Source organism: Citrobacter sp. FDAARGOS_156 (genome assembly GCF_001559235.2).
Lineage (GTDB): Bacteria > Pseudomonadota > Gammaproteobacteria > Enterobacterales > Enterobacteriaceae > Citrobacter > Citrobacter youngae.
In genome coordinates this window covers 4,281,507-4,294,822 of sequence record NZ_CP014030.2, presented here as the reverse complement: position 1 = coordinate 4,294,822, position 13,316 = coordinate 4,281,507, and the positions used below count along the sequence as shown (strand labels likewise).

The window sequence follows — 13,316 nt, the reverse complement described above, 5'->3', positions numbered from 1 at the left end:
TGGAGCATAAAACCCGATGAAAAAGAAAACCCGCTTTGCCTTTAACGCTTACCTGCAGCAGCTGGCGCGCCTGAACGGTGTGGAGGTTGAAGAACTCTCCAGCAAGTTTACCGTGGAGCCGTCCGTGCAGCAGACGCTGGAAGACCAGATCCAGCAGTCCGCCGCTTTCCTGACGCTGATTAACATCACGCCGGTCACTGAGCAGTCCGGTCAGTTGCTGGGGCTGGGCGTTGGCAGCACCATTGCCGGAACCACCGATACCACCACCAAAGAGCGCGAGCCTACCGATCCGACGCTGATGGAAGACGTGGAATACAAATGCGAGCAGACCAACTTTGATACGGTGCTGACCTACGCAAAACTGGACCTGTGGGCGAAATTCCAGGACTTCCAGGTGCGTATTCGCAACGCCATCGTCAAGCGTCAGGCGCTGGACCGCATCATGATCGGCTTTAACGGCGTGAAGCGCGCCAAAACCTCCAACCGTGCTGAAAACCCGCTGCTGCAGGACGTCAATAAAGGCTGGCTGCAGAAAATCCGCGAAGACGCGCCGGATCACGTCATGGGCAGCAAAACCGCAGAAGACGGCACCACTACGGCAGAACCGGTAAAAGTCGGTCCGGGTGGTAAGTATGTAAATCTTGACGCGGTGGTGATGGATACCGTCAACGAGCTGATCGATGTGGAGTATCAGGATGATGACGAGCTGGTTGTTGTCTGCGGACGTGAACTGCTGTCTGACAAGTATTTCCCGCTGGTCAACAAAGAGCAGGACAACAGCGAGAAAATCGCCGCCGATCTGATCATCAGCCAGAAACGCATGGGCGGCCTGCAGGCTGTGCGCGCGCCTTTCTTCCCGGCAAATGCCCTGCTGATCACCCGTCTGGATAACCTGTCCATCTACTGGCAGGAAGACACCCGCCGCCGTTCAGTTATCGACAACCCTAAACGCGACCGGATTGAAAACTTTGAATCCGTCAACGAGGCGTATGTGGTCGAGGACTACCGCTGCGCGGCACTGGTGGAAAACATCGAAATCGGTGATTTCACCCCGCCTGCAGCAGAAACAGGAAACGGAGAGTAACGCATGAGCCTGAGTCCCGCACGGCAGCACCGCCTGCGCATTCAGGCCGAACAGGCCGCCCGTGAGGGCGGCAGTGTTCGCCATGCGTCGGGTTATGACCTGATGCTGCTGCAGCTGGCAGAAGATCGCCGCAGGCTTAAAGGCATCCAGTCCACGGTGAAAAAGGCGGAAATCAAGGTGGAGCTGCTGCCGAAATATTCTGCCTGGGCGGAGGGCGTGCTGGCTGCCGGAGGTGCGCAGCAGGATGACGTGCTGATGTACGTGATGCTGTGGCGTATCGACGCCGGTGATTATGCCGGTGCGCTGGAAATCGGGCGTCATGCGCTGAGCCATGGCTGGGTTATGCCGCTGGGCAACCGTAACGTGCAGACCGTGCTGGCAGAAGAAATGGCAGACGCGGCGCAAAGCGCTCTGCTTGCTGCTGCCGGTTTTGATGCCGATCTGCTTCTGCAGACGCTGGACCTGACAACCGATCTGGATATGCCGGACCAGTCGCGGGCGCGCCTGCATAAAGCCATCGGCGCTGTACTGAGCGAAAGCAACCCGGCGTCTGCCCTGAATCACCTTACCCATGCGCTGCAGCTTGATCCCCGCTGTGGTGTGAAAAAAGAAAAGCAGCAGCTGGAGCGCAGACTGCGCAATGACAGCCGCTAAAGAACGTGCCCCGCGCACGGGCGGCACGGGATGGCGAAAGGCACTGCCACATCAAAATTCCGTCCACCGCCCACTTATTCAGGAGAAAGCCGCATGAAGTTTGTTGCGCCCGAACAGGTGCCGGAACAGGCAGAGGTCATCAAAAATACGCCGTTCTGGCCTGATGTGGATCTGTCGGAATTTCGCAGTGTGATGCGAACTGACGGCACGGTGACGCAGCCGCGTTTAAAGCAGGTTGTGCTGACGGCTATTTCTGAGGTTAACGCTGAGCTGTACGACTTCCGCAACCGCCAGCAGTTGCTGGGCTGGCGGACACTTGCTGAGGTTCCGGCGGATATGCTGGACGGCAAAAGCGAGCGTATCCGGCACTACCACAACGCCGTTTTTTGCTGGGCGCGTGCTGTGCTCAATGAGCGTTATCAGGACTATGACGCCACGGCGTCAGGCGTGAAGCGAGGGGAGGAGCTGGCGGAGGCCAGCGGCGATCTGTGGCGTGATGCCCGCTGGGCTATCAGCCGGGTGCAGGATGCACCGCACTGTACGGTGGAACTTATCTGATGAAAGTGCGTGCGCATCAGTATGACACGGTGGACGCGCTTTGCTGGCGTCATTACGGGCGCACGCAGGGTGTCACTGAGCAGGTTCTGCAGGCGAATCCGGGGCTGGCTGAGTACGGCCCATTTTTACCGCACGGGCTGCAGGTGGAGCTGCCGGACATTACGGCGTCAACCACGGCGCAGACCGTCCAGCTATGGGACTGAATTATGACGCTTGAACGAATCAGCGCCTTTATCACTTACTGCATCGCCGTGCTGCTGGCATGGCTGGGCGATCTGTCGCTCAAGGATGCGTCAACGGTTGGCGGCGTACTGATTGGTGTGCTGATGCTGGCTATCAACTGGTACTACAAACACCAGTCTTTCAAATTGTTACGAGGTGGCAAGATTTCGCGGGGGGAATATGAATCCTTCAATCGTTAAGCGCTGCCTCGTCGGGGCGGTGCTGGCTATCGCCGCCACGCTGCCCGGATTTCAGTCGCTTCATACCTCCGTTGAGGGGCTGAAACTGATCGCCGATTACGAGGGATGCCGCCTGCAGCCTTATCAGTGCAGCGCGGGCGTTTGGACTGACGGGATCGGTAATACGTCCGGTGTGGTGCCGGGAAAAACCATCACGGAGCGGCAGGCAGCGCAGGGACTTATCACCAACGTGCTGCGCGTGGAGCGGGCGCTGGACAAATGTGTGGTGCAGCCGATGCCGCAACAGGTCTATGACGCAGTGGTGTCGTTTGCTTTCAACGTGGGAACCGGCAACGCCTGCAGCTCCACGCTGGTTAAGTTGCTGAACCAGCGGCGCTGGGCGGATGCCTGCCATCAACTGGCGCGCTGGGTATATGTCAAAGGTGTGTTTAATCAGGGGCTGGACAACCGCCGCGCGCGGGAAATGGCCTGGTGCTTAAAAGGAGCATAACGGAATGAAAAAGAAAGTCATGAGCGTTTTTTTCCAGCTGGCATGGGCTGCGCTGTTGGTTATCAGCCTGCTGTATCCGCGCAGCGGTGCGCCGGTTCTGGTTGGTGCGTCTGTCTGGGTGTCATGCTTCCTTGCCTGGCTGCTTGCTGCGCTGTGCGCTGTCGGGTGGTTCGCCGGAGATCGGGCGCGCGATGAGGTCAGGGCGGCATTGCTGAAATTCAGGGCGCACCCCGTAAAACCCGTGCGTACATGGGTAATCAGGCTGCTTATTGTTCTGTGCCTGGCGTTTTCTGGATGGGTGATCACCCTGGTGTTTTACCTGCTGACGTTGGTTTTGTATCAGATTGCCCGCGCGCAGCTTCATGAGCCGATGGCGGCCTGATGCGTGCGCTGGCGGTAGTGCTGGCGCTGGCACTTGCGGCGCTGGGCTGGCAGTCGTGGCGGCTTAACAATGCCAGTCACACCATTGAGACGCAGGGCAAGGCGCTGAAAAGCAAAACGCAGGAACTGACGAAGAAAAACAGTCAGTTGATTGGCCTGTCCATTCTGACCGAAACCAACAGCCGGGAGCAGACGCGGCTTTATGCGGCAGCGGAACAGACCACCGCGCTGCTGCGAAGCCGCCAGCGCCGGATCGAGGAACTGAAACGTGAAAACGAGGATTTACGCCGCTGGGCTGACGCTCCTTTGCCTGCTGACATTATCAGGCTGCGCGAACGTCCGGCCCTTGCCGGAGGTGCAGCTTACCGTGAATGGCTGTCCCAGAGTGACGCAGTGCCGTCTGGAAAGGTCAGCGCCGCGCAGTAACGGCGATCTGAACGCGGTGCTGGATGAAACCGAGGCCGCCTGGGCGGTCTGTGCTGACAAAGTGGACACGATTATTGCGTGTCAGGAGCGAGACAGTGAACAAACCGCGGTCCTTACGCAGCGCCCTGAATAAAGCGGTTGCTTATGTCCGCGACAACCCGGACAAGCTGCACCTTTTCGTTGATAACGGCTCACTGGTGGCAACCGGTGCCAGCTCCATGTCATGGGAATACCGCTACACCCTGAACGTGGTGATCGAGGATTTCAGCGGAGACCAGAATCTGCTGATGGCTCCTGTGCTGCTGTGGCTAAGTGACAACCAGCCGGATGCTATCAATAACCCGGAGCTGCGCGAAAAACTGTTCACCTTTGAAGTGGATATTCTGCGCAACGATGTGTGCGATATCAGCCTGAACCTGCAACTGACGGAGCGCGTGCTGGTCAGCACTAACGGCAGCGTGTCAAGCGTTGAAGCGGTGCCGGAGCCGGACGAACCCGAAGAAATGTGGACGGTGAAACGTGGGTGAACTGCAGAGGGTGGATGACTGGCTGACGGCGCTACTGGCAAATCTGGAGCCTGCAGCACGCAGCCGTATGATGCGGCAACTGGCGCAACAACTGCGCCGGACGCAGCAGCAGAGCATCAGGCTGCAGCGTAATCCTGACGGCAGCGGCTATGAGCCGCGCCGGGTGACAGCCCGCAGCAAGAAGGGCCGCATCAAACGCCAGATGTTTGCAAAGCTTCGCACCACAAAATACCTGAAAACCACCGCCAGTGCGGACTCCGCCAGCGTGCAGTTTGATGGCAAGGTGCAGCGCATTGCCCGTGTTCATCATTACGGCCTGCGTGATCGCGTCAGCCGCAAAGGCCCGGAGGTCCGCTACGCAGAGCGCCGCCTGCTGGGCGTGAATGATGAGGTGGAAACCGTTACCCGTGACACTCTGTTGCGCTGGCTGGCGGGGTGATCTTTGTTTCATCGCTGGTACAAGCGCCAGAACTGCCTACCTTTTCCCACTGATGGCAACCTTTCGTTATGAATGCACAACTGACCGAAATCATGCGCCTTATCACCAACCTGATCCGCACCGGCACCGTGACCGAAGTGGACCGGGAAAACTGGCTGTGCCGGGTGAAGGTGGGCGAGCTTGAAACCAACTGGATTAACTGGCTGACGCTGCGCGCCGGTGGTGCCCGTACATGGTGGTGTCCGTCGCCGGATGAGCAGGTGGTGGTGCTGAGTATGGGCGGCAATCTGGAAACCGCTTTTGTGCTGCCCGCTATCTACTCCAATCAGTTTCCGCCACCGTCGGATTCCGTGGACGGTTGCGTGACGGAGTACCCGGACGGGGGATGGTTTGAGTATGAACCCGCCACCGGACGATGGCATGTCAGGGGCATCAAATCCATGGTGATCGAGGCAGCAGACAGCGTCACCTACAAAACAGGTGAGTTTGTGGTGGAGGCTGACACCACGCATATTAACAGCGAGGTGGTGATCAATGGCGGCGTCACCCAGGGCGGCGGCGCAATGAGTTCTAACGGGATCGTGGTTGATGACCATGAGCATACTGGTGTTCTGAAAGGTGGCGACAACACGGGGGGGCCGGTATGACGTTGTATATCGGTATGAGCAGGAATGACGGGCAGACCATCACAGATACAGACCATCTGCGCCAGTCGGTGCGGGATATTCTGCTGACGCCGCAGGGCAGCCGTCTTGCCCGCCGGGAATATGGCTCCCTGCTGTCTGCCCTGATTGACCAGCCGCAGAACCCGGCACTGCGCCTGCAGATTATGTCTGCGGTCTATGTGGCGCTGAACCGCTGGGAACCGCGCCTTACGCTGGACTCCATCACCATCAACGGCAATTTTGACGGCTCTATGGTGGTTGAACTTACCGGACACGGCAATAACGGAGCACCGGTTTCCCTTTCCGTATCAACAGGAGCAGACAATGGCAGTCATTGATCTTTCCCAACTACCGCCGCCGCAGATTGTGGACGTGCCGGACTTTGAAGCATTGCTGGCAGAACGCAAGGCCGCCTTTGTGGCCCTCCATCCGGCTGATGAACAGGATGCCGTTATGCGCACGTTAGCGCTGGAGTCAGAACCTGTCACCAAACTGTTGCAGGAGAATACTTATCGAGAAATCCTGCTGCGCCAGCGTATTAATGAGGCTGCGCAGGCGGTCATGGTGGCCTATTCCATGGGAAATGACCTTGAGCAACTGGCAGGCAACTGCAACGTGAAGCGCCTGACGGTAGTCCCTGCAGATAATGACGCGGTGCCGCCGGTCGCCGCAGTGATGGAAAGTGATGAAGCATTACGCCAGCGCATTCCTGCAGCATTTGAGGGGCTGTCCGTTGCAGGGCCGACGGGAGCCTATGAGTTCCACGCCAGAAGTGCCGACGGGCGCGTGGCTGATGCCAGCTCAACCAGTCCTGCACCGGCAGAGGTGGTGCTTACCGTACTGAGCCGCGAGGGTGACGGGACGGCAGGGGCTGACCTGCTGGCAGTGGTTGAACAGGCGCTTAACAGTGAGAATGTGCGCCCGGTGGCAGACCGCCTGACGGTGCGCAGCGCTGAAATTATTCCGTACAGCGTGGACGCAACGATATTCCTTTATCCGGGGCCGGAGGCTGAGCCGGTGATGGCAGAAGCAAAAGCCAGTCTGCAGAAATACATCGCCAGTCAGACGCGGCTGGGACGTGATATCCGCCGCAGCGCCATTTATGCCGCGTTGCATGTGGAGGGGGTCCAGCGTGTGGAGCTGACGTCCCCGCTGGGTGATGTGGTGCTGGATAAGACGCAGGCGGCATCCTGTACTGAATGGAGCGTCACCAACGGGGGCACTGATGAATAGCCTGTTGCCGCCGGGTTCGTCGCCGCTTGAGCGCCGACTGGCGCAGACCTGCAGCGGGATTTCCGATCTGCAGGTATCACTGCGGGATTTGTGGAACCCGGCAACCTGCCCGATCAGATTCCTGCCTTATCTGGCCTGGGCGTTTTCTGTTGATCGCTGGGATGAGAGCTGGACAGAAAGCGTCAAGCGCCGCGTTGTGCAGGACGCGTTTTATATCCATCAGCACAAGGGAACAACCAGCGCTGTGCGGCGCGTGGTGGAGCCGTTCGGCTTCCTGATCCGCATCATTGAGTGGTGGCAGACCGGCGAAACGCCGGGGACGTTCCGTCTGGATATTGGCGTGCAGGACCAGGGCATAACAGAAGAAACCTATCTGGAGCTGGAGCGCCTGATCGGTGACGCCAAACCGTGCAGCCGTCATCTGGTTGGCATGTCCATCAACCTGCAGACAGGCGGTCCGTATTTTGTGGGTGCAGCCACCTACACCGGCGAAGAAATCACGATCTACCCGCACATCAACGAAACCATTATTTCCGGCGGCACCGCCTATGAGGGCGGAGCGGTCCATGTTATTGACACGATGAGAGTGAACCCATGAACGCAAAATTTTACACCCTGCTGACGGATATCGGCGCGGCGAAACTGGCTAGCGCCGCCGCGCTCGGTATCCCGCTTAAAATTACCCATATGGCGGTGGGTGACGGTGGTGGAGCACTGCCCACTCCCAGCGCACAACAGACCGCGTTAGTGGCTGAAAAGCGCCGCGCAGCACTGAATATGCTGTATATCGATCCCCAGAACAGCAGCCAGATTATTGCTGAGCAGGTGATCCCTGAAACTGAGGGCGGTTGGTGGATTCGTGAAGTCGGCCTGTTTGATGAAAACGGCGCACTGATTGCCGTCGGGAATTGCCCGGAAAGCTATAAGCCGCAGCTCGTTGAGGGCAGCGGACGCACGCAGACCGTACGCATGGTGCTGATTACCAGCAGCACAGATAACATCATCCTGAAAATTGACCCTGCTGTGGTTCTGGCAACCCGCAAATATGTGGATGACAAGGTGCTGGAGCTTAAGGTGTATGTGGATGATCTGATGGCAAAACATCTTGCTGCTGCAGATCCGCATACGCAATATGCGCCAAAAGCCAGTCCGACATTCACTGGTACGCCAAAAGCACCGACGGCAGCGGCAGGCAATAATTCCATGCAACTTGCTAACACGGCTTTTGTGCAGGCGGCAATTGCTGCACTGGTGGCATCTTCTCCAGCTGCACTCGATACGCTTAACGAACTGGCGGCGGCGCTGGGAAACGATCCTAATTTTGCCACCACCATGACAAATGCGCTTGCCGGAAAGATGGACAAGGCAGCCAATGGAAAAGACATTGCTGATGTTTCAGAGTTTCTCAAAAACCTTCAATTGAGAGAATCATTTTCTGGCGTTGTTGGGCAGTCTCGAAATGCCAGAATGTCAGTGGCTGCAGCGAGTGCTACTGCGACATTTTCAGCCGATGAATTGATTGTTGAAGATAGTGGAGGGCGTCAGTACCGGGTAACTTCTTTCAGCAAGGAAATCAACCTGGCGACTACCGGTGCAGGCGGGATGGATAAGGGGGTTGTCCCGGCCACTGGATTCGTTGCGCTGTATGCGATTTATAACCCGACTACTGATATGTCGTCATTGCTGGCAGTAAATGCTACCTCTGTTGATGCACCAGAAATTTATAGTGGCTCATCGTTACCACCTGATTATACCGCCAGTGCACTGGTGAGTGTTTGGGGTATTTCAGAGTCAAAATTCAAAGCTGGAACGCAGAATGGGCGGGTTATTAATGTTGACCGTCAGACAGCAATAACAACAACCGCAACAATAAATACGCTAACTGAGTTATCTATTGCCGCAATTGTTCCTAAAAACGCAAGGAAAGTGAGTGGCTATGGCTCCATCTATGCAACAGCAGGCGGTGGTGCGCAATCTGGCGGTTTAATTATTGATGTTGCATCCACAAATAGCGGTGTCGGGTACGTATCAATCGGTGGTTATGTTGGGAATTATGGCATAGGGGTTTATGGTCAGTTTGCAGAATTATTGCTATCAACCCCACAATCAATTTTTTATGACGTGAACCCAAACGGCACATCAATCACGGGTTTTTCTGCATCATTATTTATAAGTGGATACACGATATGATTTACGCTGAATTAACACCAGATGGAAAGTCGGTTGTGGCATTGTTCTCATGCGAGCAAGAAACTTCCACACAGATTGATAAGAATGATGCGCGTTATATTGAGTTTTATAACGCGCAACCTGAGGTTATGCAGCGGATACTGCCAGCCCCAGAGGTGTAGGCCATTCAATACACGGGCTGTTGATGAATTCACTTTCCTTAATAGCCAGACATTGAATGACCCAAACGGCACAACCAGTAGACGCATCTTATAGTGGTGGTGCATCTGCGATCAATCCCTATGCAAGCGGCAATGGCGTGCCGGGCGTTGTAATCATTGAGTGGTGATAAAATGGCTAATTACGCAATTGTTCATGAAGGCATAGTCATTGATATGAATATATGGGATGGGATATCAGACCGCATCCCAGAGATTGGCGATGAAATTCTTTCCAACGAAGAAATAAGCATCGGATAGTAATATTCAAATGGAATATTTTCAGCCCCATACGATCCAAATCATGATGATAAAAATCAGGACTTGGAAGTTGATTCAGAAACTGAGTAAGCGTGAGTGAAAAAAAGAGGGCTATATAGCCCTCTTGTGAGACTAAGATTGTTGCTTAAATCTTAAAAAGAAGTTTTTTTCATGGCGCAATCTGTAAAAAGGCTGCTCAATCAATCTAAGGGATATGTATGAAGATAAAATGGATGATGACATTATAAGAAGTACACCGCTTACGCTTATAACATTAAATCCCATTTTATTAAAAGCGTAGAAAAACATTAGGTGGTTAAGATAAACTCCATAGCTCAAATCACCCGCTAGCTTGTCGATGTTGTTCTTTATGTTTATCTTGAATAAAGCAAATACAATTGGAACTCCGATTAGGATTCCCGACAAAACCTCTTTATTGAAACTATATGTATGCAACTCGGTGAAAAAAGAAGCAATAAAAAAAGCTAGCGACAATGCGTATAGGGAAATCATGAGCTTAAATTTTCTCTCCGCCATCAGATTCCCAATTAAGAATATGAAAAGAGTGCCGCTTATCATTCTGTAACCAAAGTAGTCAGTATTTATGATTCCAAGATACGCAGGGACAAAAAGAACAAGTGATACTATAGAAAATAAAAAGCTTTTCCCGCTCAATAAGATAAATGGAATCAGTAAATAAAACTGCAACTCCAATCCAAGAGACCATGATTGTGGCACTATAATATAATCGTTCATAAAAACAGCAAACCCATTTAGTGGCAGTATTGATAAATTAACTAAAAACTGACTTATGGATAGCTTTTCAATGCCGTCAAAAGCTATGTATAGAAAGCTGGTTAAAGCAAGGTAAAAAACAAATTGCGGAAATAATCTCATGGCACGGTCAATGTAGAATAGAGTTATGCAATCAACCCCTCTGAATTTTGCATTTATAAGTTTTGTGATTACATACCCGCTAATTATAAAAAATGACACAACTGCGGTCACACCTTGATTGTAGCCAATAAATTGATATCCGCAATGCGATAGCAGAACTAGCAATGCGAGAATCAGTCTATACACTCCCAACTTATTGTCCTCTTTTTTATAATTTAAATATTCCATCTGAGCCCAGATGGTTATCATGAATATCTCACCAAACAGCAGCGCTGCATCTACCTTTCAGAAGCCAAAAACCAAACCAAAAAATGATAGTAATGCCGCAATCTAACAATAAAAACAATCACAGTAACAGTCCTATTATGAATACTGACACTCACATCAGAAACAGGTAGGGAGAGATAGAGAAAACATACCACATCCACATCTCACAGAATACATTAGCATTCAACATTCACTGGTTATGGTGTAGTGGCACACTGAATTTGGCCACCTAAGTTGAGGTGATATGCTCACCTAAAAATTTCACAGGTGAACCAATGAGCAAAGCATTTACTGCTGAATTTAAACTCGAAGCGGCAAAGCTGGTCCTCGACCAGCACTATACCCATGGCGAAGCGGCGAAGGCGATGAACGTCAGCCTCTCAGCCATCAACCGCTGGGTCAAATAGTTACAAATGGAACCTTTCAAAGAATTTAAATGCACTGCTAACCATCATTTTTCATCAATCTCAATTGTGCCATTCCCCACACATAGCCCGGCGCGTGCGCCGCGCGCATATCAACCAGAACATAGGCACACCCCCTGTAAACCGGAGAGACTGCCTTATGGCTCAGGATTACCACCACGGGGTGCGCGTTGTTGAAGTCAACGAGGGCACCCGATCTATCACCACGGTGAGCACCGCTATCGTGGGCATGGTCTGCACCGGCGATGATGCTGATGCGTCCGTGTTTCCTCTCAATAAGCCGGTTCTGCTGACGGATGTGCTGGAGGCCAGCGGTAAAGCAGGCGAGTCCGGCACGCTGGCCCGTTCGCTGGATGCGATTGCCGACCAGTCAAAACCCGTGACGGTTGTTGTGCGCGTGGCGCAGGGCGAAACCGAAGCGGAAACCACCTCCAATATTATCGGTGGCGTCACGTCCGACGGTAAGAAAACGGGGATGAAAGCGCTGCTTTCTGCGCAGTCGCAACTGAAAGTTAAGCCGCGCATTCTCGGTGTACCTGGGCACGACACGCAGGCGGTTGCCACTGAGCTGATGAGTGTGGCACAGAGCCTGCGCGGGTTTGCCTACCTGTCCGCCTATGGTTGTAAGACGGTGGAGGAAGCCATTGCATACCGGGACAATTTCAGCCAGCGAGAAGGGATGCTGATCTGGCCTGATTTCATCAACTTTGACACCGTGCTAAAAGCCGATGCGACGGCTTACGCCTCTGCACGTGCGCTCGGTTTGCGCGCCAAAATCGACGAACAGACCGGCTGGCACAAAACCCTGTCCAACGTGGGTGTGAATGGCGTCACCGGTATTTCCGCTGATGTGTTCTGGGATCTGCAGGACCCGGCAACGGATGCGGGACTGCTGAACCAGAACGACGTCACCACGCTGATCTGTAAAGACGGGTTCCGCTTCTGGGGTTCCCGCTGCCTCAGTGATGATCCCTTGTTTGCGTTTGAGAACTACACCCGCACGGCGCAGGTGCTGGCTGACACGATTGCAGAGGGGCATATGTGGGCGGTGGATAAGCCACTGAATCCGTCACTGGCCCGCGACATTATCGAAGGTATCCGCGCCAAATTACGCAGCCTGGTGAATCAGGGATACCTCATCGGGGCGGACTGCTGGCTGGATGAGTCAGTGAACGATAAAGACTCCCTGAAAGCCGGGAAACTCACCATCGACTACGACTACACGCCTGTGTCGCCGCTTGAAAATCTGATGCTGCGCCAGCGCATCACCGATCGCTACCTGGTCGATTTTGCCAGCCGTGTCAGTGCATAAGGGGGATACATGGCATTACCACGCAAGTTAAAACACCTGAACCTGTTCAACGACGGGAACAACTGGCAGGGGATCGTTGAGTCCCTGACCCTGCCGAAATTCACCCGCAAGTTTGAGAAGTATCGCGGCGGCGGTATGCCGGGCGCGGTGGATGTGGATATGGGGCTGGATGACGGCGCACTGGACACGGAATTTTCAATCGGCGGCACCGAACTGCTGTTATTCAAACAGATGGGAGCTGCCACGGTGGACGGTATCCAGTTGCGTTTTACCGGCTCTATTCAGCGTGACGATACCGGCGAAGTGCAGGCCGTTGAGCTGGTTGTGCGGGGGCGTCATAAAGAGGTGGATTCCGGCGAGTGGAAAACCGGAGAAAGTAGCGCCACCAAAGTCAGCAGCACCAACAGTTACGCGAAGCTGACCATTAACGGCGAGGTGCTCTATGAGGTTGATGTGGTCAACATGATTGAAATCGTTGACGGCGTGGACCTGATGGAAGCGCACCGTAACGCCCTTGGCCTCTGATTGAACTTAACGGCGCGGTGATCCGCGCCAGTATCTAATTAACAGGAAACGAACATGAGCGACAAGCTGACTGAAAAAACCGTACAACTGGATACTCCCATCATGCGCGGTAAAACCCAAATCACCGAAATTGTGCTGCGTAAGCCTCAGTCCGGTGCGCTGCGCGGCACCCGCCTGCAGGCCATTATGGATATGGACGTGGGGGCCATGATGACAGTGATCCCGCGTATTTCCAACCCGACGCTGACCGCACAGGAAATGGCTGAACTGGACCCCGCCGATCTCACCGCACTGTCGGTAGAGGTGGTAACTTTTTTGTTGAAGAAGTCGGTGCTTGCCGGTTTACCGACAGCCTGACGATTG

The 13,316-nt window shown here is 54.1% G+C and carries 20 protein-coding genes and 1 pseudogene; 20 read left to right on the top strand and 1 reads right to left on the bottom strand.

Going from position 1 to position 13,316, the window contains the following annotated elements; translation table 11 throughout:
- Positions 1-16: 16 nt before the first annotated feature.
- From AL515_RS21140 to AL515_RS23890, 16 genes are all read left to right on the top strand, one after another.
- Positions 17-1,084 carry a phage major capsid protein, P2 family gene (locus AL515_RS21140; protein ID WP_000730754.1) on the top strand — a complete coding sequence of 356 codons (1,068 nt, stop codon included), beginning with the start codon at positions 17-19 and terminating at the stop codon, positions 1,082-1,084.
- Between the two features lie 3 nt (positions 1,085-1,087).
- A complete protein-coding gene (gene gpM, locus AL515_RS21135; RefSeq protein ID WP_048213306.1) occupies positions 1,088-1,738 on the top strand; it encodes a phage terminase small subunit in 651 nt (216 codons plus the stop codon).
- Positions 1,739-1,831: 93 nt separating this feature from the next.
- Complete coding sequence (locus AL515_RS21130) at positions 1,832-2,296, top strand: head completion/stabilization protein (protein WP_061068625.1); 465 nt, start codon at positions 1,832-1,834, stop codon at positions 2,294-2,296.
- Positions 2,296-2,499 carry a tail protein X gene (locus AL515_RS21125; RefSeq protein ID WP_000868184.1) on the top strand — a complete coding sequence of 68 codons (204 nt, stop codon included), beginning with the start codon at positions 2,296-2,298 and terminating at the stop codon, positions 2,497-2,499. The genes AL515_RS21130 and AL515_RS21125 overlap by 1 nt, the downstream gene beginning before the upstream one ends.
- Positions 2,500-2,502: 3 nt before the next feature.
- On the top strand, positions 2,503-2,718 hold the full coding sequence (locus AL515_RS21120) for an HP1 family phage holin (protein WP_000171565.1): 216 nt from the start codon (positions 2,503-2,505) through the stop codon (positions 2,716-2,718).
- Positions 2,699-3,208: a lysozyme gene (locus AL515_RS21115; protein WP_061068624.1), complete on the top strand. Its 510-nt coding sequence runs from the start codon at positions 2,699-2,701 to the stop codon at positions 3,206-3,208. Before AL515_RS21120 ends, AL515_RS21115 begins: the two co-directional genes overlap by 20 nt.
- A gap of 4 nt (positions 3,209-3,212) precedes the next feature.
- Positions 3,213-3,590: a DNZ54_00345 family protein gene (locus AL515_RS21110; protein WP_010835207.1), complete on the top strand. Its 378-nt coding sequence runs from the start codon at positions 3,213-3,215 to the stop codon at positions 3,588-3,590.
- Positions 3,587-4,015, top strand: coding sequence for an Rz-like lysis system protein LysB (gene lysB, locus AL515_RS21105; RefSeq protein WP_167335586.1), 429 nt, complete (start codon positions 3,587-3,589; stop codon positions 4,013-4,015). Before AL515_RS21110 ends, lysB begins: the two co-directional genes overlap by 4 nt.
- The gene (gene lysC, locus AL515_RS23895) at positions 3,900-4,148 is read left to right on the top strand and encodes an Rz1-like lysis system protein LysC (RefSeq protein WP_225807948.1); all 249 of its coding nucleotides are present in this window, start codon (positions 3,900-3,902) and stop codon (positions 4,146-4,148) included. The genes lysB and lysC overlap by 116 nt, the downstream gene beginning before the upstream one ends.
- The gene (locus tag AL515_RS21095) at positions 4,111-4,542 is read left to right on the top strand and encodes a phage tail protein (protein WP_061068623.1); all 432 of its coding nucleotides are present in this window, start codon (positions 4,111-4,113) and stop codon (positions 4,540-4,542) included. Before lysC ends, AL515_RS21095 begins: the two co-directional genes overlap by 38 nt.
- A complete protein-coding gene (locus AL515_RS21090) occupies positions 4,535-4,981 on the top strand; it encodes a phage virion morphogenesis protein (RefSeq protein ID WP_061068622.1) in 447 nt (148 codons plus the stop codon). The genes AL515_RS21095 and AL515_RS21090 overlap by 8 nt, the downstream gene beginning before the upstream one ends.
- A gap of 68 nt (positions 4,982-5,049) precedes the next feature.
- Positions 5,050-5,628 (top strand): phage baseplate assembly protein V, encoded by a 579-nt coding sequence (locus AL515_RS21085; RefSeq protein ID WP_061068621.1) that lies wholly within the window; start codon positions 5,050-5,052, stop codon positions 5,626-5,628.
- Entirely contained in the window at positions 5,625-5,984 is a 360-nt protein-coding gene (locus AL515_RS21080) for a GPW/gp25 family protein (RefSeq protein WP_061068620.1), read from the top strand. Before AL515_RS21085 ends, AL515_RS21080 begins: the two co-directional genes overlap by 4 nt.
- Positions 5,971-6,879 (top strand): baseplate assembly protein, encoded by a 909-nt coding sequence (locus AL515_RS21075; protein ID WP_061068619.1) that lies wholly within the window; start codon positions 5,971-5,973, stop codon positions 6,877-6,879. The genes AL515_RS21080 and AL515_RS21075 overlap by 14 nt, the downstream gene beginning before the upstream one ends.
- Entirely contained in the window at positions 6,872-7,477 is a 606-nt protein-coding gene (locus AL515_RS21070; RefSeq protein ID WP_061068618.1) for a phage tail protein I, read from the top strand. The genes AL515_RS21075 and AL515_RS21070 overlap by 8 nt, the downstream gene beginning before the upstream one ends.
- Positions 7,474-9,069: a phage tail protein gene (locus AL515_RS23890; protein WP_082759603.1), complete on the top strand. Its 1,596-nt coding sequence runs from the start codon at positions 7,474-7,476 to the stop codon at positions 9,067-9,069. The genes AL515_RS21070 and AL515_RS23890 overlap by 4 nt, the downstream gene beginning before the upstream one ends.
- 590 nt (positions 9,070-9,659) lie before the next feature.
- Here AL515_RS23890 and AL515_RS21060 read toward each other — a convergent pair.
- Complete coding sequence (locus AL515_RS21060) at positions 9,660-10,673, bottom strand: acyltransferase family protein (protein ID WP_061068617.1); 1,014 nt, start codon at positions 10,671-10,673, stop codon at positions 9,660-9,662.
- A 293-nt stretch (positions 10,674-10,966) separates the two neighbouring features.
- On the opposite strand from AL515_RS21060, the pseudogene AL515_RS21055 reads away from it, so the two are divergent.
- The 4 genes and pseudogenes from AL515_RS21055 to AL515_RS21040 form a co-directional block, all read left to right on the top strand.
- A pseudogene (locus AL515_RS21055) lies at positions 10,967-11,095 on the top strand (transposase); the annotation flags it as partial.
- Between the two features lie 160 nt (positions 11,096-11,255).
- Positions 11,256-12,428, top strand: coding sequence for a phage tail sheath protein (locus tag AL515_RS21050; RefSeq protein ID WP_061068616.1), 1,173 nt, complete (start codon positions 11,256-11,258; stop codon positions 12,426-12,428).
- A gap of 9 nt (positions 12,429-12,437) precedes the next feature.
- Positions 12,438-12,953, top strand: a complete 516-nt coding sequence (locus AL515_RS21045; protein ID WP_001397630.1) for a phage major tail tube protein — start codon at positions 12,438-12,440, stop codon at positions 12,951-12,953.
- A gap of 54 nt (positions 12,954-13,007) precedes the next feature.
- Entirely contained in the window at positions 13,008-13,310 is a 303-nt protein-coding gene (locus AL515_RS21040; RefSeq protein ID WP_061068615.1) for a phage tail assembly protein, read from the top strand.
- Positions 13,311-13,316 lie beyond the last annotated feature (6 nt).